Here is a 23,980-nt window from a genome sequence, read left to right as displayed (position 1 = left end):
GCGGCAGGCTAAGGAATCGATGAGCGCCGGAGCGGTCCTCGGGTGGCTGGTGCTCGCGGCACTCGTACCCGGTGCCGCCCATCTGCGCGCCGGCTGGCGCAGGACCGGCCTCGTCCTCATCTCCTGCTATGCCGCCGCGCTGCTGGCCCTGCTCGCGTTCGTCCTCATGAACGACATCGGCACGCTGGCGGGCTCGGCGACCCAGGACTCCTGGCTCATCTCCATCACGGCCGGCGCCGTCGTGCTGGGCCTGGCCTGGTTCGCGCTGATCGTCCACTCCTTCGTGGTGCTGCGGCCCGGCCGGCTGGCGCAGTCCGGGCAGATCCTCACCGGGACCCTGGCGGGCCTGCTCGCCGTCGTGGTCGTGGTGCCGTTCGGGTACGCCGCCCAGAGCGTCAACACCTCACGGCAGGCCATCGACCGGATCTTCCAGCCCACCGACGACGGGGAGGAGAGCCCGGCGGCGGAGCCCAAGCCCGAGGACCCCTGGGCGGGCCGGCAGCGGGTCAACATCCTGCTGCTGGGCGGCGACGCCGACGACAACCGGGTCGGCGTGCGCACCGACAGCATGAACCTGGCCAGCGTCGATGTGAAGACCGGCAACACCGTGCTGTTCAGCCTCCCCCGCAACCTGGAGGACGTGCGCTTCCGCCCCGGCACGCCGATGGCGCGCCGCTTCCCCAGCGGCTTCGACCTCCCCAAGGACGCGAACGGCGGCAGCAGCGACCTGCTCAACAGCGTCTGGGAGTACGCCGACGCCCACCCCGAGATCTTCGGCGGCAAGCAGCACCAGGGCCCGAAGGTCCTCATGGACACCATCGGCTACACCCTCGGCCTCAAGGTCGACTGGTACGCCCTGGTCAACATGTGGGGCTTCGCCCGCCTGATCGACGCCCTCGGCGGCATCACGGTCACCGTCGAGCAGGACGTCGTGTTCGGCAAGTACAACGAGGGCCTGGTCAAGGCCGGCACGCGCAAGCTCAAGGGCGCCGACGCCATGTGGTACGCCCGCTCGCGCACCTACAGCGACGACTACACCCGCATGCGCCGCCAGCGCTGCGTGCTCGGCGCCATCCTCGGCCAGGCGGACCCGGGAACGGTGCTCACCAGGTTCAACCAGATCGCGCTGGCCACCAAGGAACTGATCAGGACCGACATCCCCCGCACGTGGCTCCGGCACCTGGTGCCGCTGGCCCTGAAGGTCAAGGACGCCCAGGTGACGAGCGTGCAGTTCGTACCGCCGCTGATCAACACCGGCTACCCCGACTGGGAGAAGATCCGCGACGTCGCGACGAAGGCGATCCGCGACTCGGCCCGCGTCAAGCAGCCGGTCGCCGCCTCCGCCCCGCCCACGTCGTCCCCCTCGTCGTCCCCCTCGCCGAAGAAGTCCGCGAAGAAGCCGGCGAAGCAGACCGGCGACGACCCGACGAAGGGGATCACGGAGGGCTGCGGCACCTCCGCCTCCGCCAAGGGCTGAAGACCAGAGGGCACCGAGCCTGTTCAGATCAGGCGCGCCTCATTCGTCCGCGGGGGAAAGCGTCCTTTCCTCACCCTCTTGAGGCGGAAAAACGCGTCCGAGCACCGAAGCACACGTTTCGGGAGGCTGGAGACTCGACCCCGCCGCCGTCCACGGTCGAACGCAGTCATCACGCATTCATTTCCGCCTTTCGCGTTCCAGATAGCGTCAGCGACGGAAGATTACGCAAAGACCCCTCCCCCGGCCACCATTTACCGGAGAATCGCTCTCGAACTAGGCCACTCGCAGGTCGGACATGGCATCGCGGTCCCAGGCGATTCCCAGCCCGGCCGCATCGGGCGCGACGGCGTGACCGCTCCCGGTGCCCCTGGACGTCGTCGGCCGGCAGCGGCTCCTCGAAGAAGCACACCCCGTACGGCTCCAGCAGGTGCGCCCGCCGCTTGGCCTCCGCGTACGTCATGGACTGGTTGGCATCCACCATGATGTCCAGCTCGGGACCCACGGCGGCGCGGACGGCGGCGATGCGTGCCGCGTCCTCCTCGGGGCGCGGACGGCCGATCTTGAGCTTGACGCCGCACAGGCCCGCCTCCTTGGCCGCGAGCGCACCCCGTACCAGATCGTCGGTGGGCAGGTGCAGCCAGCCGCCCTCGGTGTCGTAGACGGGGACGGCGCGGCGGAAGCCGCCCGCCAGGCGCCAGAGCGGCTCGCCGGCGCGCAGGCAGCGCAGGTCCCACAGGGCGGTGTCCACGGCGGCCAGCGCCAGTGAGGTGATCGCGCCGACCGTGGTGGCGCGGGTGGTGGCGAACAGCTCGCGCCAGGCCGCCTCGATGTCGCGGGCGTCGCGGCCCTCCAGCAGGGGCAGCAGGTGGTCGCGGAGCATGGAGAGCACGGCGCGGCCGCCGGTGCCGATCGTGTAGGAGTAGCCGGTCCCCGACAGTCCGTCGTCCGTGTGAAGGTCCACCACGATGGTCTCCTGCTTGACGAACGCCTGCACGGCATCCGTCCTGACGGTCTCCACGGGGAGGTCCACCAGGGAGGCGGCGGCACTGACGATCTTCGTCATTGAGATGGTCCAATCCGGAGGAAGCGCTCTCGGGCAGCCGTCAGGTGGTCGCGCATCGCCTGCTCCGCCTCTTCGGGAAGGCCCGAGGTGACACCCGCGCAGATGCGGGCGTGCTCGGCCAGCGTGGGCTCGCCGCTGCTGCGGCCCTCGTACTCGATGCGGAACAGGTGCAGGTGGCCGTGCGTGCGCTGGAGCGAATCGCGGAGTGCGGGGCTGCCCGACAGCTCGGCGACCAGGTCGTGGAAGCGGGCGTCGTGGGCCGCGATGTCGTGGTAGTCCTCGTACCGGGTGCCCTGGGGGGCCTGCGGGAGGCTGCCGAGTTCGGCGCGCAGGCGGGCGGCGCCGTCCGGAGTGACGCGCTCGGCGGCCCTGGCGGCGGCCCACGGTTCCAGGAGCAGGCGGAGCTGGTAGAGGTCGGCGACCTGGTCCGGGGTGAGGACGGAGGCCACCGAGTAGCCGCGCAGGGCCTCCTTGGTGAGCAGGCCCTCCGACTCCAGGGCCGCGAGCACCTCGCGCACCGGGGTCTGTGAGACGTCGAGGAGCCGGGCGACGGCGTAGATGTTCACGCGGGCGCCCGGTTCCAGGTCGCCGTTCATGATCAGACTCTTGACGCGTTCGTAGACGTCTTCGGTGAGAACGCTGCGGCGCGCGGCCTGTACTCGCCCCTTCAGCCGGCCCTCCAGCTCACTGGCCACGATCACGCTCCCCATGACAGCTCTTGACGGACACAGTGAACTCTAGGCAACATGTCCGAAATATCCAATAGGAAATAGTACTGAGGATCGCGATGACCACAACCCTCCGGAGTACCGTGCGCGGCCGGCTGCGCTGGTACATGATCAGCTACGTCTTCGCCGGACTCGTCATCAACTACCTGGACCGAGCCAGCCTCGGTGTCGCCCTGCCGTTCATGGGCGAGACCTTCCAGCTCAGCAAGACCGAGGAGGGCATGATCCTGGCGGCGTTCTTCTGGTCCTACGACTTCTTCCAGCTCGCCGCCGGATGGTTCGTGGATCGGTACGGGCCGCGCAGGACGTTCACCTTCGCCGCCGTGTGGTGGTCGCTGTTCACCTCACTGACGGCGCTGGCCGGCAGCTTCGCGTCGTTGTTCGGCGTCCGGCTGCTGCTGGGCATCGGCGAGAGCCCGGCCGCCACGACCAGCGCCAAGGTCGTCGGCCGCTGGTTCCCCCGGCACGAACGGGCGCTGGCCACCGGGATCTGGGACTCCGGCTCCCGCGTGGGCGGGGTCATCGCGCTGCCCATCGTCACGGCGCTGATCGCGTGGCTGGGGTGGCGGTGGACGTTCGCGATCATCGGGGTCGTGGGGCTGGCGTGGGCGTTCGGGTGGTGGCGGACCTACCGGGATCCGCAGGAGCACCCGAAGATCACCGAGGAGGAGCTGACGTACCTGCGCGAAGGCGGGGCCCGGGGGTTCGAGGGCGACGACGAGGGCGAGGGGGACAAGATCCGGTGGCGGGACTTGTTCCGCTATCGCACGATCTGGGCGATGATGCTCGGCTTCTTCTGCCTCAACATGGTCGTCTACTTCTTTCTCACCTTCTTCCCGACCTATCTGGTGGAGGAGCGGGAGTTCAGCCTGCTGAAGCTGGGGCTGTTCGGGGCGCTGCCGGGGCTGGTGGCGATCGGCGCCGAGTGGCTGGGCGGCTGGCTGGCGGACCGCCGCATCGCGGCGGGCGACTCGGTGACGAAGGTCAGGAAGATGTTCATCTCGGGCGGGTTCCTGGTCTCGACCGTGATCGGCGCCGCGGTGCTGGTGCCCCAGGCGTGGATGGCGCTGGCGCTGCTGTCGATCGCGTACGCGGGCTCGACGTTCGCCGCCGCCAACATCTGGTCCCTGCCCGCCGACGTCGCCCCGGCCGACCGGCACGTCGCCTCGATCGGCGGCATCCAGAACTTCGCCTCCAACTTCGCCGGCATCATCAGCCCGATCATGGTCGGCGTGCTGGTGGACCGGACGTCGTCGTTCACCGTGCCGCTGATGGTGATCTCGGCGGTGGCGCTGCTGGGGGCCTTCACGTACGCGGTGATCCTGAAGAAGGTGGAGCCCCTGGGCGTCCGATCCTGAGGACGCCGCCGGCGTCAGGCGTGGAACGATTCCTTCGCCAGCCGGCGCACCCGCGTCTCGTCGATGTCGTGCCCCAGCCCCGACTGCGTCAGGGGCACCGCGATGACCCCGGCGTTGGCCCCCACGATGGGCGTGACGATCTGGTTCTGCCGGGGCGGCTGGGTCACGTCGCACGGCAGTGTGCATCCCGGCAGGCTGGCCACGGCGACGGTCGCCGCCCGGGCCAGCCCCGCACCCTGCCCGCCCGTGCACTGGATGTCCCACCCCGCGGCCGCGGCCCGGTCGTGGGCGCGCCTGGCCTCCGACAACGACGGGAACGCGGCGGGCCGCAGCAGCAGGACGCGGGCCGCGCGGAGCGTCAGGTAGTCGTCCAGCACGGCGAACGAGCCGGCCTCGACCGCCACCGACGCGGACACCTCGTCCTGGAGGGAGGCGTGGGCGTAGACGTCGGCGGTCGGGAAGGGCCGCTCGATGACCTCCAGGCCGTAGGAGTCGAGGGCGACGAGCTGGCCGAGCTCCGAGTAGGCGTTGCCGCCGTCGACGGCGAGGGTCAGGGCCGGGTACGCCGCCCGCACAGCCCGCACGGGCTCGACGTCCCATCCGGGCCGGATGTCCAGCGTGACGTGCCCGTACCCGGCACAGACCTGCTGGTTGACCCGGGCCACGAGGCTTTCGAGCGAGGGGTCGGGGCTCAGCCGGACGGTGGCCATGAGCGAGGTGCGGGTGCCGCCGATCCCCTCGGCGAGCGGCACCCCGCGCATCCTGGTCCACAGGTCCCAGCAGGCCATGTCCACCGCTGAGTCGCCGCTGGGCACGGTGTCGGGATGTTCCCAGTCGACCCCGATCAGCAGCGCGGCGAGACTCTCCTCCAGCTGCGACCAGGTTTTCGCCTGGGGCGAGGTGACCTCGCCCCATCCGGTCATGCCGCCATGGTCGGTGAGCTTCACGAGCAGGCTCTCCGACCTCCTGCCGAAGGGCAGGACCAGCCGGAAGACCTCGAGCTCACGCACTCGCGGCATGTACCCCCCTTTTATGACGCGGTTTCCTCCATAGTGCCTGCTGCGGAAGCGTGCACAAAACGCGGGGCCAGAAGGAAGGCCACGACGGCGAGCGCGGCGGTGAAGGCGAGCCCGGCCACGTAGCTGCCTCCGGCGGCGGTGAACAGGGCGCCGCTGACCGCGACGGCGACCACGGTGAACACCGACTCACCCACGCCCACGGCGGCGCTGTTCTGGCCTTCCTCACCCTCCTTGGACAGCTTCAGCACCAGCACGGACACCGTGGGGTGCAGCGCGCCGATGCCGAGCCCGGCGATGGCCATGCCCACGTACGCGACGGCGAGCGGCACGGAGTCGATCAGCACGAGCGTCACCAGCCCGATGCCGACGGCGATCATGGCGGAGCCGCCGCGGATGGCGGTCATGTGGCTGATGGCGCCACGGCCCTTGATCCAGGAGCCGGTGGACCAGCCGAGCGCGCCGATGGTGAGCACGACGCCGGCGCCGGTGGGGGTCAGGCCGCGCTCGCTCATCAGCATGAGCGGGATGAGCACCTCGGCCGCCGTCAGCGAGCCGAAGGCCAGGCCACGCAGGACGGGCGCGGTGGGCAGGCCGCGGGCGGCCTTGAGCGAGCCGGGCAGCAGCAGCTTGGGCAGGCCCGCGGCCAGCAGCACGATCCCGACCAGCAGCAGGGGCAGGCCGGCCAGCTTGAGCGCGCTGCCGTACTGGATCAACGCGGCGGCCACGGCGGTCAGCGTGGCCCAGATGAGCTTGCGGCCGAGGCCGGGGGCGGGTTCGGCGATGCCGTTCTCGATGGCGCGGCCGCTCGTGCCGCGCCAGAGCAGCAGCGCCGACGGGATGACGATCAAGGTGACGCCGAGGAAGATCCACCGCCAGTCGGTGTTCTCGACCACGAACCCGGCGATGGCGGGGCCGATCATCGAGGGCACCACCCAGGCGGCCGAGAACAGGGCGAACACCTTGGGATGCAACGAGCCGGGAAACACCCTGGCCACCAGCACGTACAGCGAAACCTGCGTCAATCCGGTGCCCAGCCCCTGCACGAACCGGCCCAGCACGAACACCTCCATGCTCGGCGCGAACCCGGCCAGCAGCAGCCCCGCCACGAACGCCACCACGCCGGCCCCGATGGGCTGCAGCGGCCCCCGCACGTCGCTCCATCGCCCGCCCAGCACCGTCGCGATCACGCTGGCCGCCAGGGTGGCGCTGAAGGCCAGGTTGTACAGGGGCATGCCGTCGAGTTCGCGCGCCACGACGGGCATGGCGGTGGCGACCGCCATCGCCTCGAAGGCCAGCAGTGTGACCAGCGCGACCAGTCCGATGCTGAGCGCCCGGTAGCGCGGGGACAGCACGCCAGCCGGGGCGGTGGCCGTAGATCCTTCAACAGTCGTTGTCATACCGGCCAAGTTATGGCGAAGCCCCAGGTCAGCACATCGGGCGTGGGGCCTAGGCAATTAGCCCTAAGCACGCGCTCACGCCATGCGGGCCTCGATGCCGTCGAGCATCAGGTCGAGGCCGTAGCGGAAGCGCTCCTCGCCGTCGTCGGCGACCAGGTCGTCCACATATTTGCTCACGTGCGGGAACCGCTCCGACGGCAGCGACCGGTAGTAGCTCGAGATCTGGTTGACGAACGACTCGAAGTATTCCCGCTTGTCGCTCAGCCCGGCCGCCCGCATGCGGGCGTAGTGCAGGGAGCCTTCGTAGGCGTCGCCGACGATGTAGAGGGAGAGCCGGTCCATCGTCAGTGACGCCTCGCGCGGCGACATGCCGGCCTCGATCAGCAGCCCGAAGACGAACTCGCCGGCGCGCAGCGAGTTCTCCCCCGACGGGATGGTCGCCAGCGCCGCCCTGGCCACGTCGGCGTGCGCGCCCAGCACGCGATGCGCCTCCATGGCGTAGGCCCTGAGCTGCTCCTTCCACCGGCCAGGATCGCGCTCGGGCAGCCGGATCTCGCCGAGCACCCGGTCGTAGATCAGCTCCAGCAACTCCTCCTTGCCGGCCACGTGCGCGTAGAGCGAGGCGGGGCCGGTGTCGAGCTCCTGGGCGACCCGTCTCATGTTCAGCCCGTCGAGCCCTTCCGCGTCGAGGATCCGCAGCCCGGCCTCGATGATCAGATCCTGGCTGAGCTGCCGCTTGGGCTGCGCCGACCTGCGCGACTTACGCCACGGCGGCGCGGGCACGCCGCCTTCGTTGCGATCCACCATGCGAACAGCGTACACGAACAGTGTTACTTGACACGAACGTTGTTCGTCGATAAAAACGGTGTTCGTAACGAACGTCGTTCGTTACCTACGAACATCGTTATGAAGGAGTCCTTATGACAGTCACCGCGTCCGCGGCGACGACCGGGATCCAGCCCTATCGCCGGCGCTGGGTCGCCCTGTTCGTGATCCTGGCCGCCGAGGTCATGGATCTGCTCGACGCCCTTGTGACCGTGATCGCCGCCCCGACGATCCGGAAGGAACTGGGCGGCTCGGAAAGCCTCGTGCAGTGGCTCGGCGCGGGCTACACCTTGGCCATGGCCGTCGGCCTGATCACCGGCGGGCGACTTGGCGACCTGTTCGGCAGGAAGCGCATGTTCGTGATCGGCGCGTGCGGCTTCACCGCCGCCTCGCTGCTGTGCGGACTCGCCGTCAGCCCCGAGATGCTGATCGCCAGCCGGGTGGCGCAGGGCCTGTTCGGGGCGGTGATGATCCCGCAGGGCCTGGGGCTGATCAAGGAGATGTTCCCGCCGTCGGAGCTGGGCAAGGCGTTCGGCATGTTCGGGCCGGTCATGACCATCTCCTCCGTCGGCGGCCCGGTCCTGGCGGGCTGGCTGGTGGACGCCGACTTCTTCGGCACGGGCTGGCGCATGATCTTCCTGATCAACCTGCCGATCGGCCTTGCCGCCGTGCTGGCCGCGCTGCGCTACCTGCCCGAGTACCGCCTCTCCGACGCCACCAAGCTCGACCTGCCCGGCGTCGCGCTCGTCTCCGCCGCCGCGTTCCTGCTGGTCTTCCCTCTCATCCAGGGCCGCGAGCTGGGCTGGCCGGCCTGGACGTTCGTCTCGATGGCCGCCTCGGTCGTGATGTTCGCCCTCTTCGGCCGGTACGAGTCGCGCCGCGCCGCCTCGGGCCGTGACCCGCTGATCACACCCAGCCTGTTCCACAAGCGGGCCTTCACCGGCGGCCTCGTGGCCGGGCTGGCCTTCTTCTCCGGCATGATGGGCTTCGGCCTGGTCTTCAGCCTCTACACGCAGATCGGCCTCGGGTTCACCCCGCTCGAAGCCGGCCTGGCCGCGCTGCCTCAGGCGATCGGCGGCGTCGCCGGCTTCGCCCTGGCGATGTCGGGGCTGCAGGAGAAGCTCGGCCGTGGCCTGCTGCAGATCGGCACCCTGGTGATGGGGGCCGGCGCTGCGGTGCTCGCCGTGACCATCAACCTGGCCGGGGTCGAGGTCAGCGGCTGGCAGCTCGCTCCCGGCCTGGCCCTGGTCGGCATCGGGATGGGGCTGACCATGGCGCCGTTCTTCGACATCGTGCTGGCCGGGGTCGAGCCGCACGAGTCCGGCTCCGCCTCCGGCACGCTGACCGGGATCCAGCAGCTCGGCGGCGCGCTCGGCACCGCCGTACTCGGCACGCTGTTTTTCAACCTGCTCGCCGCCGAGTGGAGTTTCGGCTCGTCCATGCAGGTCACGGTGTGGGTCGAGGTGGGGTTGCTGGCGTTGACGTTCGCGCTGTCCTACCTGCTGCCCCGGCGTGCCAGGCCGGAACAGCAGGCCCATTGACGCTCAGGGAGCGGCGTGGCGTTCGGCCCATCGGGTGATGTCACGCCGTTCGATCGCGGCCGCCATCAGGTCGGGGAAGGCGTCGGGCGTGCAGGCGAACGCGGGCACGCCCATCGCGGCCAGAGCGGCGGCGTTCTCGTGGTCGTAGAACGGCGCGCCCTCGTCGGACAGCGCGAGCAGCACGATCACCTGCACACCGGCCTGCGTCATCGCCGCCACCCGGCGCAACATCTCCTGCCTGACGCCGCCCTCGTACAGGTCGCTGATCAGGATGAAGATCGAGTTGGCCGGGCGGGTGATGAGGCCCTGGCCGTAGGCGATGGCCCGGTTGATGTCGGTGCCGCCGCCGAGCTGGGTGCCGAACAGCAGCTCCACCGGGTCGTGCAGCCGCTCCGTGAGGTCCACCACCGCCGTGTCGAACACGACGAGCGAGGTCTTCAGCGACCGCATCGACGCCAGCACCGCCCCGAACACGCTCGAATAGACCACCGAGGCCGCCATCGAGCCGCTCTGGTCGATGCACAACACCACCTCGCGCTGCACCGAGCGCTGCCTGCGGGCGTACCCGACGAGGCGGGAGGGGACGACGGTGTTCTTCTCCGGCAGGTAGTTCTTGAGGTTCGCCCTGATCGTACGGTCCCAGTCGATGTCGGCCACCCGCTTCGGGCGGTGCGTCCTGGCCGAGCGGTCGAGAGCGCCGGTCACCGCCGCCCTGGTCTTCTGGACCAGCCTGCGCTCCAGCTCCGACACGACCCTGCGGACCAGGGTCCTGGCGGACTCGCGGGCCTGGTCGGGCATCACCTTGTTGAGCGCGAGCAGCGTGCCGACCAGGTGCACGTCGGGCTCCACGGCCTCGAGCATCTCGGGTTCGAGCAGGAGCCTGGTGAGGTTCAGCTTCTCGATCGCGTCCTTCTGCATGACCTGGACGACGGTGGAGGGGAAGTATCTACGGATGTCGCCCAGCCAGCGGGCCACCCGCGGGGCCGACGCGCCCAGGCCGCCCTCCCGCTTCCCGCCCGACTCGCCGCCCTGGTCGTAGACGGCGGCCAAGGCGGCGTCCATCTGCGCGTCCACGCCTTCCAGGGCGCACCCGGTGCCGTCGGCGGGGCCGCCGCCGAGCACCAGCCGCCAGCGCCGCATCCGCTCATCCACCGCGTTCATCCGCCCGCCTTCCTCGTGACGCATCTCCGGGCCTCGCTCATTCGCCCGCCTCCCTCGTGACGCGTCTCCGGGACCCGGTCATCCGCCCGCCTTTCCGATGATCGACAGGACCGTTGCGACGGCCGCCGCGGCGCGGCGCTCGTCCACGTCCGGTTCCGCCTCCCCGTCGTCCCGCCCGGACGAGCGGAGCCGTTCGCCGATGGCCCTGCGCTCCGGCGCCGCGTACCCGCCGAACGTGCGGCGCAGCAGCGGCAGCACGTCGGTGAACTGCTCGCGGGACAACCCGGTGAGCCACCCGTCCACCAGGCCCAGCAGGCGCGGGTCGTGGACGAGCAGCAGCCCGCCCCCGGCCAGGAACCCCTCGACCCACGCCGCCGCCCGCGCCGGGGCCTGCCCCCGGGACATGGCCCTGGACATGCGGTCACCGGCGTCGTCCAGCTCCCCGGAGTCCAGCAGGATCCGGGTGAGACGGCCCTCGATCAGCCCGTGCAGGTCCTGCCGGTCGCTGATGCCGCGCAGCGTGACCATCCACCGGCTGCGCGGCGACGTCTCCTCCCCTGCGTCGTCGGAGAGGAGGGCGACGGCCGAGTGCACCGCGTCCACGTGCTTGAGCAGGTCGGCCGCCGCGTCGTCGTCGAGCCCCGTCACCGCCACCGGCAGGCCGACGCAGATCCGTTCCAGCATCGAGCGGACGATCACCGCCAGCCCCTCGGCCGGGGTGCCGCGCACGTCGCCGTACCGGTGGGCGCGCACCATCGCGGGCAGCGCCGCCATGAGGTGGGTGACGTCGGTGTCCAGCGCCGCCTTGGCCGACAGCGCCGCCAGCACCTCGGGCAGCGCCTGCGGCAGGTCGGCCAGCAGGCACTGCTCCACCAGCGACGTCAGGTCCGCCAGCGCCGCCGACTCCGCCCCCGCCAGGTCCCCGGCCCGCTGCGCCGCGGCGGCGGCCACGGTGGTGCCGAGTGCGGCGTGCTCGATGAGCGCGAGGTCGTGCTCGGGCCGCCACTGCAGCGTCCACGTCTCCCTGAACGTGCCCTTTCCGCGCGCCTGCCCAGGCGTGCCCCATCCCACCCCGAGCAGCCGCAGCCGGTGCAGCAGATGGCTGCGGTCCAGGTCGAGGGGCTTGCGCAGGTCGATGTCGAGCTCCCTGTCGAGCGCCTCGGGCTTGAGCTTGAGCCGCCGCTGCTGCTCGCGCAGGTCGCGCTGGAGCGGCACCATCGGGGTGCCGTCGGATACGTGGCCGAGCCGGTCGCCGACGACCATGCGCCGCTGGATCAGCTCCACGGCCAGGTCGTCGCCCTCGCACAACACGGCCCTGGCGGCCTCGGTGACCTCGCCCAGCCCCGCCAGGGGTCTGCCGCGCAGGGTGGCCAGGCTGTCGGCGAGGCGTACGGACTCGATGACGTGCGCGGACGACACGGGCAGCCCCTCGTCGCGCAGCACCGCCGCGGCCCCGGCCAGCCACCGCTCCACCGGCCGGTCGGGCGCGGCGAACAGGTGGTGGTACCAGCCCGGCGAGGTGATCCCCGCGCCGTACCCGCTCCAGGAGGCCAGCCGCCCGTACGTCCACGGCACCCACGTCAGCTCGGCCTTCACCTTCGGCAGGCCGCGCAGGAGGGCGTTGTCCGCGGTGGCTGGCGGCAGGGGGCCGGTCAGCGCGGGCACGTGCCAGGCGCCGCAGATCACCGCGATCCGGCCGAAGCCCTGCTTGAGGGCCGCGCGGAGGGTCTTGCGCATGTACGCCTCGCGCCTGGCCTCCCGTTCGTCCGGTTCATACCCTTCGCGTACGGCGGCCATGGCCTCGGCGATCACCTCGAACGGCGTGTCACCGCCCCGGTGCTCGACGACGTCCTCCCACCAGCGCTCCGGATCGTCGTATCCGGCCGCCTCGGCCAGGACGCCGATCGGGTCGGTCCGCAGTGAGGGCGCCTCGCGCTCAGGGTCGCCGGCCTCGTCGGGGCCGGCCGGGGCACGTTCGCCGTCGTCGGCCAGGGAATGGGCGGCGGGCAGGTCGCAGAAGCGTATCGGGACGCCGTTGGACGTCCCGTACAGGATCGCCTGCCATTCGGGCGAGAACGCGGCGAACGGCCAGAACGCGGCACTGGACGGCGCGCCCGGCACGTGGGCGAGCAGCGCGACCGGCGGCTCCAGATCGGGGGCGAGCGCGACCAGGGCGTCGGCCTCGGGCGGGCCCTCGATGAGGATGACGTCGGGGCGCAGGCGTTCGAGCTCCCCGCGGACGGCGCGCGCGGAGCCGGGCCCGTGATGGCGTACGCCCAGGACGGAGACCTCGCTCATGAGACCTCGCGGCAGGCGCGGTAGAAGTCGCGCCAGTCGGAGCGCTCGCGTACGACGGTCTCGAGGTATTCGCGCCACACCACCCGATCCGAGACCGGCTCCTGCACCACCGCGCCGACGATCCCGGCGGCCACGTCGGACGGCCGCAGGGTCCCGTCGCCGAAGTGGGCGGCCAGCGCGATGCCGCTGGTCAGGACCGAGATTGCCTCGGCGGTGGACAGGGTGCCGCTGGGCGACTTGACCTTCGTGCGGCCGTCCTCCGTCACCCCGGTGCGCAGCTCCCTGAACACCGTCACCACACGGCGGATCTCCGTCAGCCCCGTCGTCGTCTCCGGCAACTCCAGGGACCGCCCGAGCTGGATGACGCGGCGGGCCACGATGTCCACCTCCTCCTCGGCGGTGGCGGGGACCGGCAGGACGACGGTGTTGAAGCGGCGGCGCAGCGCGCTGGACAGCTCGTTGACGCCCCGGTCGCGGTCGTTGGCGGTGGCGATGACGTTGAAGCCGCGCTCGGCCTGGACCTCGCGGTTGAGCTCGGGGATCGGCAGCGTCTTCTCCGACAGCACGGTGATCAGCGCGTCTTGTACATCGGAGGGCATGCGGGTGAGCTCCTCGACCCGGGCGATCCGGCCCTCGGCCATGGCCCGCATCACCGGCGACGGGGTCATCGCCTCCATGGACGGGCCCTCGGCCAGCAGTCTGGCGTAGTTCCAGCCGTAGCGGATGGCCTCCTCCGCCGTGCCCGCGGTGCCCTGCACCAGCAGCGTCGAGTCGCCGCTGACGGCGGCGGCCAGGTGCTCCGACAACCACGTCTTCGCGGTGCCGGGCACGCCGAGCAGCAGCAGCGCGCGGTCGGTCGCCAGCGTGGCCACGGCCACCTCGACGATGCGCCGCGACCCCACGTATTTGGGGGTGATGGTGCCGCCGTCGCCCAGGATGTACGTGGTGACGGCCCACGGCGACAACTTCCAGCCCGGCGGCCTGGGACGGTCGTCGTCCTTGGCCAGGACGGCCAGCTCCTCCGCGTACTGGTCTTCCGCGTGCGGGCGCAGAATGGTCATGGGGCAAGCTCCTTGTACATGTCAGCTCGGAAACGCAGCAGGGCGGCGACCTGCTGGATGGGCTCGACCGGCGAGAAGTCCTCGGCCAGCTCGTACAGGCCGGGGTCGATGTGCTCGCCCGCCAGTTTGACCAGCTCGCCGAGGTTCCACGGCTGCGTGGTGGCCACCCGCACGATCTTGCGCAGAACGGCCGTGGCCAGGGCCTCGCGCCATTGGGACGACACCCCGCCGAGCACCATGATCAACTGGCTGTCCAGGTCGTGGTTCTGCACGAACCGGGCGGCCAGCTCCTGCTGTTCGGCGGGCGGGAGGGATTCGAGCAGGTCCGCGATCGGGTCCCAGCCGAACATCGCCCGGGCCCACTCGGGATCCCGTTGCAGCACCGCGGCGCGTACCCAGGCCGCCTTCACCTCGGCGTCCCATTCGGGGATCTTCATCGCCAGCATCAGCACGGGCGGGCGGTCCCAGATCGCCAGCGGGGCGCGGGCGATGATCTGCTGCAACCACCAGGCGCGCTCGCCGATGCCGCGGGGCGGCTTCTCGCGTACGCCGTCGCGTTCCATCGCCTTGTCGCAGGCCGTGGGGGCGTCGACGGAGATGACGTCACCGGTGATCGTCACGCAGGCGCGCACCCGCTCGGCCATGCGCCGCGACATGCGCGAGCCGGGCAGGCGGGCGAGCAGGTTGGCGGCGGCCTGGCGCACCTCCCTGCGGCGATCGTCCAGCGCCTCCTCCAGGAACGGCTCGTCCGCCATGCTCAGCCCCTCGGCCAGCACCTCTGCGAATCCGGCCCGGTCGTCGGGCGTCTCCTGCTCCCAGGTGCTCTCCAGCAGCGCTCTGGCCTGGTCCGGGTCTGCCTTTCTGAGCGCCTGCAGGTGGGCCCTGCGGTCGGCGGCGCCGCCCAGCTCCCACGTCTCGCCCGTGGGCTCCTCCAGCAGGTAGTCCCAGACGGGGTTCAGCCCGGCCAGCCACCGGCCTCGCTGCCCGGCCAGCACGCCGAGGTGCACCCTGATGGAACGGTCACGCCGGCCGCGTTCGAGCAGCTCGGGCAGCACGTACGCGGGCACCCTGCGACCGGTGCCGGCGGCCGCGGCCAGCCATTCGGGCAGCAGCCGCTCGTGCTCGCCGCCCATGATCCGCGCGAGCCGCTCGGCGGCCCGCCTCGCCACGGCCTCCCGCTCCTCCTCCGCCGCCCGCTCCTCTTCGGCCTGCTCGGGCCGCTCGGCCGGCCGCCGTCCCGCCCGCCGCCGCGCCACCTCGACGGCCGCGGCCTGCAGCAGATCTCCTTGGTACGGCCTGCGATCGGTGCCCACCAGCGCCGTCGAGGCCAGGTCCTCCCAGCCGGTCACAGGATCACCGCCCTTGCCTCGTCGTCCCAGGTGGTCAGGGGTCTAACTCCGTGCGGCGTCCACTCGGCGGCCACGGTGAGCGGGCGCCCTCCGGAGACGGCGATCAGGCGCCAGGGGTCGTGGGATCGGAGGTGGAGAGGGAGCCCGCCGACGGTGGTCCTCGTGGGGACGACCCCGGCGAGGACCAGCGGCCACGACTCGGTCCACGGATCTTCCGCCAGCGCCCGCGCCACATCGTCCAGCGCCTCCTCCGGGGACACGCCGGACGGGACGGCCGGGGACGTGGGGGTGCCGTGGCGGGTGGCCACCAGGGCTCGCAGGGGGGCCGCGCCCGGGTAGTAGGTGAGGTCGGCGTCGATCGCGGCGCCCGTCACCAGGGAGGCGTCCAGCGGTTGTCCCTGGGGGGCGAAGGACAGGATGAGGGCGGCCCTGCCGGTGTTACGGCCGCGCAACCAGACGCGGCGTGCCGTCAATCGGTCCTGCTCCTCGTCGCGCCTGCCCAGGATGTCCCACTGGTCGCGTACGGCGGGCCCCGTCAGCACCTCTTCCCTGGGGATGGGGAATCCGGCGCGGATCAGGACGGTCTGCGCGAGGGGGCCGGGCAGCTCGGCGCGCACCCGGTAGGCGACGGCGAGCAGGTTGATCAGGGCGTATTCCTCCAGCAGCCGCCCCGGCCACCCCTCCTCGGCCCGCACCCGGGACAGCCGGGACACGATGCCCGCCACGCCGGGGGCCTGGGCGTCGATGAGCCGCTTGGCCAGGCCGTCCCAGTCGTGCTCACCGGCCCCCGCCAGCCCTTGGCGCACCTGGTCGGCCAGCCACCGCTCCAGGTCGGACAGCCCGGCGGCCACTCGCGAGTGCCGCACGGACTCTCCCCCGGCGCCTGACCCTCCCACCGCACCAGCCCGCCCCACCGCACCACGCGTACCCGACCGGCTCTCCTGACCCTCCCGGCCCGACAGGCCTACCCGCCCCGATAGGCCCTCCTGACCCTCCGGGCCCGATCGACCCTCCTGACCCTCCGGGCCCGATCGACCCTCCTGACCCTCCGGGCCTGACAGACCCTCCCGGCCTGACTGGCCTTCCTGGCCCGACTGGCTCGCACCGAGCTCGTCGAGGGTCGGTACGCCTGAGCCCGAGTCTCCGGCAATCCCCTGTTCTTCGGCGGGCGTCTCGGCGGCGGCGGCCGCGGCTTCGGCGGCGACCTTGGCGCGGGCTGCTTCGAGGCGCGCGGCCGACTTCTCGGCACGGTCGGCCCGGCCGTCCAGCCATTCGCTGACCCACTGCGGCATGGCCTCCTGGACGGGCACGCCGTCGGCGGACCACAGAAGCAGCAGCCCGAGCGCGTGCTTGCACGGGAACTTCCTGCTCGGGCAGCTGCACCGGTAGGCGGGCTCGGTCAGGTCGACGGCCGCGAGGTAGGGCTTGGCGCCGCTGCCCTTGCACTCGCCGAACAACACCGTGCCCGTCGTGCCGCGTAAGGACCATTTCCCGGGCGCCGCCACCCCCTGCGCCGCCTTCTGGGACGGCGTGTCGGGGGCGAGGGCGAGGACCTGATCACGGCTCCACCGTTCCATCACCTGCCGCAGACTAGCCAGCCTGACCGACATTTCGCGCCGGGTCCGGCGACATCTTGGTGCCGATCGGGCGGGGGTCAGCCGACGGCTCGGCAGCGAGCCTGCCGTGCAGCACCCGTCCGGAGTATCCCCTTAAACTCATCCTGTGGAATTGCGGATCTACCCCGACGGCCCGTCCATCGAGGTGCCCGACGAGGCGGCGGCCCTGGCCGGCCCGCCCGACGGCCAGCTCGTCCTCGACGGCGACCGATTCCTGCGCCGGGACGTCACGGGCGCCCCGGTCGCCTTCGTCGAGCGCCCGCCCGTCGCCGCGGCCCTCGACCTGCTGCCCCACCCGGAGGGCGGCTGGTTCCGCGAGACGTGGAGATCGCCGGTGACGTTCACGCCGGACGGGTACCCGGGGCCGCGCGCCAGTGCCACCGCCATCTACTTCCTGCTGCAGCCGGGCGAGGAGTCGGTGCCGCACGCGGTCAGGTCGGCGGAGCTGTGGTTGTGGCACCGGGGCGGCCCGCTCGACCTGACGATCGGCGACGCCACGGTGGTCCTGGGGGCCGACGTGGAACGCGGCCAGGTGCCGCAGGCGGTCGTTCCCGGCGGGGTGTGGCAGTCGGCGCGTCCCGCCGGCGACGAGGCGGTGCTGGTGACCTGCGTCGTCTCCCCGGGCTTCGACTTCACCGACTTCACCGCGTAGCCGCTGCCCCGTGGCGTCCCCCGACGCTCACACCACGCCCGCCTTCCCGGCCTCACGGCGGCTCGCCGGCATCACCGTGCGCACCCTGCACCACTACGACGAGATCGGCCTGCTCACGCAACGTTCGGCGATCTCGCCGCCTGGCGTGGGGCTCGCCATGACGCTACTGGCCCTCTTCGACCTCGACACGGCATTCGTCCGGTGGCGGGCGAGTTCGCCGAGCACCACCGGCGGCCGGAAGACGCCCTGGGACGGCTGGGCACGCTCCACACATCCGGACCGGGAGTTGTGCGGCGTGACCCTGGGCCGGGGTGGCTGGATGGTGGGCGACAACCTGGTCGCGAACATCGGGTTTACCGGGCTCCGACCGGGCAGCCCGAGGGGAAAGGAGGTGTGGCCCATGGAGGGCAAGGAGTGGACCGTGCGTATTTCGCTTGCCGAGGCCGGAGACACCACCTCGGCGCAGGCGGCGCTGACCACCGGGAAGGGCGAGCGCGTGGTCGGGAACGGCCGGGCACGGCGGAGTCCCGGCGATCCCGAGGTGCCGGAGATCGGGGATGAGCTGGCCGTCTCCCGGGCGCTGGCGGACCTGGCGCAGAAGCTGGCGGTCATTACAAAGCACGATATATCGGAATCGACCGACGAATCTCCCACTCCGACCCGTTCGTGGTAATTCCATTATACCAAAAAACGTAAATATCGCATTTTAGCGTGAATGGCGGCAATTCGCTAATATTGATGGCCATGGTTGGGAAATTCATTGGCTCCGGGGAATTGCGGCTGTGGACCGAGCGGTTCGGTGGCTCCGGGGATCCGGTGGTGCTGCTCGTCATGGGCACCTCCACCCCCGGCCTCGGCTGGCCGGACGAGCTCGTGGAGACACTCGTGGCGGGCGGCCGGCAGGTGATCCGGTTCGACCACCGCGACACCGGCCGCTCCGACTGCGTCGATTTCGCCACGCACCCGTACACCGTGGATGACATGGCGGGCGACGCCGTCGCCGTGCTGGACGCGTACGACATCGCGACGACCTGCCCCCGCCCGCGCCGCGTTTCCTGCGGCACCTCATGCGCGCGCCCGAGGACAACCTGGAGACCTGGCGGGTGCTGAGCGGCGAGGTCCTGCCCTTCGACGAGGACGCGGCACGGCGGCTGGTCGAGTCGGGCAATCCCGCCTCGGCGGTCAACCACGACCCGGCCGGGCGCGAGCTGACGGACGGCCGCCGCGCCCCGCTGTCCTCGATCAAGGCGCCCACGCTGGTCCTGCACGGCACGGAGGACCCCCTGCTCCTGCCTCCGCACGGCGAGGCGGTGGCCGCGCGGATCCCGCGTGCCCGGCTGGAGACGATCGGGGGAATGGGCCATTCCTTCCTGTCCAAGGGATTGCCGCGCCGGGTCGCCGAGTTCGTCCTGCGGCACACGGCCGAGTGAATGCCGGGATCAATACGGGAATGGCATTAAGACGAGGCCGATATCGCCGCCTGCCGACCGTGCGATTCCCGCAATGGGGCGGAGCCGTGGCCGATCTCGAAGTGGCTCGACGGGGAGAACGCCGTGGAGGGTCTTCCGGCGGATCGGCCTGGAGGGCGGGCCTGCCGCGTACCGGGCAGGGCTGCCGGTGAAGGTGGGCGGGGCGGCCAGGTCGGCGGTCGGGGTTGGTCGACGCGGTCCTGGCCGACCTTGGGTTTTCTTCCGCGGGATGATTGTCTGACCGGAGGAACTACAAGGAGGGCAGCGGTGAGCCGTCAGATCGTTTCCATCGTGGGTGGCAAGGACGCGGAGGCCGCGGCGACGTACGAGTCGGTCAACCCCGCCCGCACGGGCGAGGTCGTGGCGCGGGTCGGCCTGGCCAACGCCGGCACGTTCGCCGCCGCCTGCCGCACCGCCAAGGAGGCGCAGCGTGAGTGGGCCAAGGTGCCAGCCCCCGTGCGCGGGCGGGTGATCGCCTCCATCGGGCGGCTGGTCGAGGCCAACGCCGAGCGGCTGGCCGGGCTGGTGACGGAGGAGATCGGCAAGCCGTACGCCGAGGCGCTCGGCGAGGTGCGGGAGATCGTGGACACCTGCGACTTCTTCCTCGGCGAGGGCCGCAGGCTGTACGGGCAGACGATCCCGTCGGAGATGCCGGACAAGAACCTGTTCACCTTCCGCAACCCGATCGGCGTCGCGGCGGTCGTGACCGCGGGCAACTTCCCGGTGGCGGTCCCGTCGTGGTATCTGGTGCCGGCCCTGCTGTGCGGCAACGCCGTGGTCTGGAAGCCCGCCGAATACGCCGCCGCCTCCGCGCACGCCATGTTCCGGCTCTTCACGGCGGCGGGCCTGCCCGACGGGGTGCTGAACATCGTCTTCGCCGACGGCGCGGAGACGTTCGCCGGCCTGGAGCTGGCCCTGGACGAGGGCAGCGTGCAGAAGGTGGGCTTCACGGGGTCCAGCGAGGTGGGCAGGAAGGTCGGCGAGCTGACCGGACGCCACCTGCAGTCCGCCTGCCTGGAGCTGGGCGGCAAGAACCCCATGGTGATCATGCCGGACGCCGACCTCGACCTGGCCGTCGAGGGCGCGCTGTTCTCCGGTTTCGGCACCGCCGGCCAGCGCTGTACGAGCCTCGGCACGGTCATCGTGCACGAGAGCGTGCACGACGCGTTCGTTGAGCGGTTCGCGCGGGCGGTGGGCGAGGCCAGGATCGGCGACCCGGAGCAGGACGTGCTGGCCGGGCCGCTGCTCGACCAGAAGTTCGCCGACCGCTACGAGGACTACCTGACCTGGATCCAGCCCCACCACCGGGTCGTCACGGGCGCCACCGGCCGGATCACCAAGGACAACCCGCGCGGCGACTTCGACGGCGGCGAGGGCATCTACTACCACCCGGTCGTGGTCGACGGCGTGCGTCCCGGCGACCGGCTGTTCATGGAGGAGACGTTCGGCCCGATCGTGGGCGTGGCGTCGTTCGCGACTCTCGACGAGGCCGTCGAGCTGGCCAACCTGCCCGGTTACGGCCTGTCCAGCTCCATCTACACCACCGACGCCGGCCGCGCCTTCCGCTTCCGCGAGGGCGTCTCGGCCGGCATGCTCAGCGTCAACAACTCCACCTCGGGCGCGGAGGCCCACCTGCCGTTCGGCGGCAACGGCAAGTCCGGCAACGGCAGCCGCCAGTCGGGCATGTGGGTGCTGGACCAGTTCACCCGCTGGCAGGCGATGAACTGGGACCATTCAGGGCGCCTGCAGAAGGCGCAGATGGACGTGGCGGAAATCACCCCTGATCTGGACTTCCGCCTGGCATGAGAAACGGGGCCCCGGCCGGGGCCCCGTCACAGGAGGATCAGACCTGGCCGGCCTTCTCCAGGGCCGCGCAGCAGGTGTTCACCAGCAGGCGGGTGACCACGTAGGGGTCGACGTTCGCGTTGGGGCGGCGGTCCTCGATGTAGCCCTTCTTGTCCACCTCGACCTGCCACGGGATGCGGACGGAGGCGCCGCGGTCGGACACGCCGTAGCTGTACTTGTTCCACGGGGCGGTCTCGTGGGCGCCGGTCAGGCGGCTCTCGATGCCCGAGCCGTACTGGGTGACGTGCTCCATCGGCTTGTCGCCCTCGCCGAGCGCCTCGCACGCGGTGATGATGGCCTCGTAGCCCTCGCGCATGGCCTTGGTGGAGAAGTTGGTGTGCGCGCCGGCGCCGTTCCAGTCGCCGCGGGCGGGCTTGGCGTCGAGCGTGGCCTCCACGCCGAACTCCTCGGCCGTGCGGTAGAGCAGCCAGCGGGCGATCCACATGTGGTCGGAGACATCGAGGGGGCTCGCCGGGCCGATCTGGAACTCCCACTGGCCCGGCATGACCTCGGCGTTGATGCCGGAGATCGCCAGACCAGCGTCGAGACAGCGGTCGAGGTGCAACTCGACGATCTCACGGCCGAAGATGGCGTCGGCGCCGACACCGCAGTAGTAGGGGCCCTGCGGAGCGGGGAAGCCACCCTCGGGGAAGCCGAGCGGACGGCTGCCCTTGAAGAAGGTGTACTCCTGCTCGATGCCGAACCAGGACTCCTGGTCGGCGAACTGCTCGGCGATCGGGCGCAGCAGGGCGCGGGAGTTGCTGACGTGCGGCTCGCCGTTGATCTCCTCGACCTCGCACAGGACCAGCTTGTGGTCACCGCCGCGGATCGGGTCAGGGCAGACGAACACCGGACGCAGCACGCGGTCCGACGAGTGGCCCTCGGCCTGGTTGGTGCTGGACCCGTCGAAACCCCAGACCGGGGCCTCGGCTCCGTCGGCCAGGATCCTCGTCTTCGAGCGCAGCAGAGCCGTGGGCTCAGTGCCGTCGATCCAGATGTACTCAGCCTTGTAGCTCACGGCGATCCTTTCGGGGTTTTTCAAAGCCACGCCGAGTCTTACGGACGGCCGTTTCCCGGATTTTGCCCGAATGTGAACGCCGTGTTAATCAGGGCCTTCTCGCACCGTGCCGTCACCCTCGACGGTGAGCACGATCTGCGGGCCCGCCTCCCCGCATTCGGGGCCGTTGGGGAAGCTGCCCTTCGGCGTGACCTTGACCGTACGCTCCAGCACCGGCTCGGATCCGCCGCCCCGCAGGGCCAGGCGCACCTCGACGGGCCGTTTGGGCAACCCCGCGACGTCGCCGAACCCGTGCTTGTCCTCCGTCGGGACGGCCGTCACCGAGCAGGTGTCGCCGGAGCAGCTCTCCTGGCCCGCCCGAGAGGACGGATAGAGCTCGGCCCGCGCCTGCTTGCACGCGCCGTCCCAGCACACCTCCATCACGGCAGACCCGGCCTCGGCCGCGAGCCTCCCCTTGACGGTGACGCCCACGCCGACAGGCGTGCCGATAGCCGTGCACATCACCTCTTCCGAACAGCCGGCGGTGAGCAGCAGGGCGGTGGCGAGGAGGGCGAGTCGGAGCACAACCGGTAAGACGCGGGGCAGAGGCCGCCGGTTCAGAGTGCCGTGCGACCATCGGATCAGGGGGATTCTCATGCACGATCTGTGGTTCGGCGCGTTCCTGTCACCTGAGGCCGCGGGGCGCGACCGGCTCCTGCGGCACGTCACACTGGCCGATCAGCTCGGTCTCGACCTGGTCGGAATCCAGGACCATCCGTACCAGGCGGACTTCCTGGACACCTGGACGCTGCTGTCGGCGATCGCGGAGCGTACCGAGCGGATCCGGCTGGTCCCCGACGTGATCAACCTGCCGCTGCGGCCGCCCGCCGTGCTGGCCCGCGCCGCCGCCTCGCTCGACCTGCTCAGTGGCGGCCGGGTGGAGCTGGGGCTGGGCGCGGGGGCGTTCTGGGACGCGATCGAGGCGATGGGCGGGCGCCGGCTGTCCCCGCCTGAGTCGATCGAGGCGCTGGCCGAGGCCATCACCGTGCTGCGCGCGTTGTGGACGCCGGGCGAACCGGTCGTGTTCGAGGGCACGCACTACCGGCTCGGCGGCGCGAAGCCGGGGCCGTTCCCCGCGCACACGATCGGGATCTGGATCGGCGCGATCAAGCGCAGGATGCTGGAGCTGACCGGGCGGATGGCCGACGGCTGGCTGCCCTCCTCCTTCTACAGCCCGCCAGAGACGGTGGCCGCGCAGGCGAAGGTGCTGGACGCGGCGGCCGTGGACGCGGGGCGGGATCCGGCCGCGATCAGGAAGGTCTACAACATCGGCGGCTCGTTCTCGCCGCTGCCCGGGCCGGGGTTCCTCGACGGGCCCGCCGCGTTGTGGGCCGAGCAGCTCACGGAGCTGGTGTTCGAGGTGGGGATGACCGGGTTCGTGCTGGCGCCCGGGCTGGAGGCGGAGCGGGATCTGCGGACGTTCGCGCAGGAAGTGGCGCCGGCCGTACGGGAGGCGGTGGCCAAGGAGCTGGGACGGCCCGCGCCCGGGCCGGTCGCGACCCCGGTCACGCTCTCCGACCTGGACGAGGCGGGCCGGCCGCACGCGCCCAAGCAGGAGCCGGCGGCGCTCACGCCCGAGCAGCGGCGGCTCGGGCGGCACCTGGTGCAGGTGCACGACGGCTACCGGCAGGAGTTGCGGCAGGTCCAGGACGCGGTGGAGCAGGTGGCGGCGGGCCGGCTGGACGCGGGCGAGCTGCGCTCGACGATCAACCGGCTGACCATGCGGCAGAACCACTGGACGCTGGGCACGTTCTGCGCCACGTTCTGCCGGTTGCTGACCGTGCACCACACGATCGAGGACGAGTCCATGTTCCCGGCCATCCTGGAGCGCGACTCGACGCTCGCGCCGGTGATCAAGAAGCTGGAGCAGGAGCACGAGGTGATCGCCGAGCTGCTGACGCGCCTCGACGAGGCGTGCGTGGAGCTGCTGCGGGACCCGGCGGGGATCGACCGGGTCAGGGGCAGGGCGGACCGGCTGTCGGAGGTGCTGTCCTCGCACTTCGCGTACGAGGAGGAGGAGCTCGTCGAGCCGATCGCCCGCCTCGGCATCCGCCTCTGAAGAGG

General features: G+C 71.3%; 21 protein-coding genes. 9 read left to right on the top strand and 12 right to left on the bottom strand.

Features of this window, described 5'->3' with window-relative positions; all coding sequences use genetic code 11:
• Positions 1–19 precede the first annotated feature (19 nt).
• Positions 20–1,477: an LCP family protein gene (locus ACFPZ3_RS35995; protein WP_379518785.1), complete on the top strand. Its 1,458-nt coding sequence runs from the start codon at positions 20–22 to the stop codon at positions 1,475–1,477.
• 169 nt (positions 1,478–1,646) lie between these two features.
• On the opposite strand, the gene ACFPZ3_RS35990 is transcribed toward ACFPZ3_RS35995, so the two are convergent.
• Together ACFPZ3_RS35990 and ACFPZ3_RS35985 are read right to left on the bottom strand one after the other, a co-directional pair.
• Entirely contained in the window at positions 1,647–2,540 is an 894-nt protein-coding gene (locus tag ACFPZ3_RS35990; RefSeq protein ID WP_379518784.1) for an enolase C-terminal domain-like protein, read from the bottom strand.
• A complete protein-coding gene (locus ACFPZ3_RS35985; protein ID WP_379518783.1) occupies positions 2,537–3,250 on the bottom strand; it encodes a GntR family transcriptional regulator in 714 nt (237 codons plus the stop codon). Before ACFPZ3_RS35985 ends, ACFPZ3_RS35990 begins: the two co-directional genes overlap by 4 nt.
• Positions 3,251–3,327: 77 nt before the next feature.
• Here ACFPZ3_RS35985 and ACFPZ3_RS35980 point away from each other — a divergent pair, with 77 nt between their 5' ends.
• Positions 3,328–4,626 carry an MFS transporter gene (locus tag ACFPZ3_RS35980; RefSeq protein WP_379518782.1) on the top strand — a complete coding sequence of 433 codons (1,299 nt, stop codon included), beginning with the start codon at positions 3,328–3,330 and terminating at the stop codon, positions 4,624–4,626.
• A 14-nt stretch (positions 4,627–4,640) separates the two neighbouring features.
• On the opposite strand, the gene ACFPZ3_RS35975 is transcribed toward ACFPZ3_RS35980, so the two are convergent.
• The 3 genes from ACFPZ3_RS35975 to ACFPZ3_RS35965 all read right to left on the bottom strand — a co-directional run bounded on the left by ACFPZ3_RS35975 (position 4,641) and on the right by ACFPZ3_RS35965 (position 7,849).
• Positions 4,641–5,645, bottom strand: a complete 1,005-nt coding sequence (locus tag ACFPZ3_RS35975) for an enolase C-terminal domain-like protein (protein WP_379518781.1) — start codon at positions 5,643–5,645, stop codon at positions 4,641–4,643.
• Between the two features lie 11 nt (positions 5,646–5,656).
• Positions 5,657–7,042: an MFS transporter gene (locus ACFPZ3_RS35970; RefSeq protein ID WP_379518780.1), complete on the bottom strand. Its 1,386-nt coding sequence runs from the start codon at positions 7,040–7,042 to the stop codon at positions 5,657–5,659.
• Between the two features lie 75 nt (positions 7,043–7,117).
• On the bottom strand, positions 7,118–7,849 hold the full coding sequence (locus tag ACFPZ3_RS35965; protein ID WP_379518779.1) for a TetR/AcrR family transcriptional regulator C-terminal domain-containing protein: 732 nt from the start codon (positions 7,847–7,849) through the stop codon (positions 7,118–7,120).
• 113 nt (positions 7,850–7,962) lie between these two features.
• Between ACFPZ3_RS35965 and ACFPZ3_RS35960 the strand changes: the two genes are divergently transcribed.
• Positions 7,963–9,408 carry an MFS transporter gene (locus ACFPZ3_RS35960; RefSeq protein WP_379518778.1) on the top strand — a complete coding sequence of 482 codons (1,446 nt, stop codon included), beginning with the start codon at positions 7,963–7,965 and terminating at the stop codon, positions 9,406–9,408.
• Positions 9,409–9,411: 3 nt separating this feature from the next.
• On the opposite strand, the gene ACFPZ3_RS35955 is transcribed toward ACFPZ3_RS35960, so the two are convergent.
• From ACFPZ3_RS35955 to ACFPZ3_RS35935, 5 genes are all read right to left on the bottom strand, one after another.
• Positions 9,412–10,569, bottom strand: a complete 1,158-nt coding sequence (locus ACFPZ3_RS35955) for a VWA domain-containing protein (RefSeq protein WP_379518777.1) — start codon at positions 10,567–10,569, stop codon at positions 9,412–9,414.
• A gap of 78 nt (positions 10,570–10,647) precedes the next feature.
• Complete coding sequence (locus ACFPZ3_RS35950; protein ID WP_379518776.1) at positions 10,648–12,867, bottom strand: DUF5682 family protein; 2,220 nt, start codon at positions 12,865–12,867, stop codon at positions 10,648–10,650.
• On the bottom strand, positions 12,864–13,928 hold the full coding sequence (locus ACFPZ3_RS35945; protein WP_379518775.1) for an ATP-binding protein: 1,065 nt from the start codon (positions 13,926–13,928) through the stop codon (positions 12,864–12,866). The genes ACFPZ3_RS35950 and ACFPZ3_RS35945 overlap by 4 nt, the downstream gene beginning before the upstream one ends.
• The gene (locus ACFPZ3_RS35940; protein WP_379518774.1) at positions 13,925–15,277 is read right to left on the bottom strand and encodes a DUF5691 domain-containing protein; all 1,353 of its coding nucleotides are present in this window, start codon (positions 15,275–15,277) and stop codon (positions 13,925–13,927) included. Before ACFPZ3_RS35940 ends, ACFPZ3_RS35945 begins: the two co-directional genes overlap by 4 nt.
• Positions 15,274–16,854, bottom strand: a complete 1,581-nt coding sequence (locus ACFPZ3_RS35935) for an SWIM zinc finger family protein (protein ID WP_379519024.1) — start codon at positions 16,852–16,854, stop codon at positions 15,274–15,276. The genes ACFPZ3_RS35940 and ACFPZ3_RS35935 overlap by 4 nt, the downstream gene beginning before the upstream one ends.
• A 145-nt stretch (positions 16,855–16,999) precedes the next feature.
• On the opposite strand from ACFPZ3_RS35935, the gene ACFPZ3_RS35930 reads away from it, so the two are divergent.
• From ACFPZ3_RS35930 to ACFPZ3_RS35910, 5 genes are all read left to right on the top strand, one after another.
• Positions 17,000–17,545 carry a cupin domain-containing protein gene (locus ACFPZ3_RS35930; RefSeq protein ID WP_379518773.1) on the top strand — a complete coding sequence of 182 codons (546 nt, stop codon included), beginning with the start codon at positions 17,000–17,002 and terminating at the stop codon, positions 17,543–17,545.
• Between the two features lie 10 nt (positions 17,546–17,555).
• A complete protein-coding gene (locus tag ACFPZ3_RS35925) occupies positions 17,556–18,218 on the top strand; it encodes a DUF1876 domain-containing protein (RefSeq protein WP_379518772.1) in 663 nt (220 codons plus the stop codon).
• A gap of 101 nt (positions 18,219–18,319) precedes the next feature.
• Positions 18,320–18,655: an alpha/beta fold hydrolase gene (locus ACFPZ3_RS35920; RefSeq protein WP_379518771.1), complete on the top strand. Its 336-nt coding sequence runs from the start codon at positions 18,320–18,322 to the stop codon at positions 18,653–18,655.
• The gene (locus tag ACFPZ3_RS35915; protein WP_379518770.1) at positions 18,613–18,975 is read left to right on the top strand and encodes an alpha/beta fold hydrolase; all 363 of its coding nucleotides are present in this window, start codon (positions 18,613–18,615) and stop codon (positions 18,973–18,975) included. The genes ACFPZ3_RS35920 and ACFPZ3_RS35915 overlap by 43 nt, the downstream gene beginning before the upstream one ends.
• A 306-nt stretch (positions 18,976–19,281) precedes the next feature.
• On the top strand, positions 19,282–20,820 hold the full coding sequence (locus ACFPZ3_RS35910) for an aldehyde dehydrogenase family protein (protein ID WP_379518769.1): 1,539 nt from the start codon (positions 19,282–19,284) through the stop codon (positions 20,818–20,820).
• 37 nt (positions 20,821–20,857) lie between these two features.
• On the opposite strand, the gene glnII is transcribed toward ACFPZ3_RS35910, so the two are convergent.
• The gene (glnII, locus tag ACFPZ3_RS35905; RefSeq protein ID WP_379518768.1) at positions 20,858–21,877 is read right to left on the bottom strand and encodes a glutamine synthetase; all 1,020 of its coding nucleotides are present in this window, start codon (positions 21,875–21,877) and stop codon (positions 20,858–20,860) included.
• Positions 21,878–21,961: 84 nt separating this feature from the next.
• Positions 21,962–22,441: a hypothetical protein gene (locus ACFPZ3_RS35900; RefSeq protein WP_379518767.1), complete on the bottom strand. Its 480-nt coding sequence runs from the start codon at positions 22,439–22,441 to the stop codon at positions 21,962–21,964.
• A 70-nt stretch (positions 22,442–22,511) separates the two neighbouring features.
• Here ACFPZ3_RS35900 and ACFPZ3_RS35895 point away from each other — a divergent pair, with 70 nt between their 5' ends.
• A complete protein-coding gene (locus ACFPZ3_RS35895) occupies positions 22,512–23,975 on the top strand; it encodes an LLM class flavin-dependent oxidoreductase (RefSeq protein WP_379518766.1) in 1,464 nt (487 codons plus the stop codon).
• The last annotated feature ends 5 nt before the right edge of the window (positions 23,976–23,980 follow it).

It is taken from the genome of Nonomuraea insulae (assembly GCF_042656245.1).
This window is presented reverse-complemented; position numbering and strand designations above follow the sequence as displayed.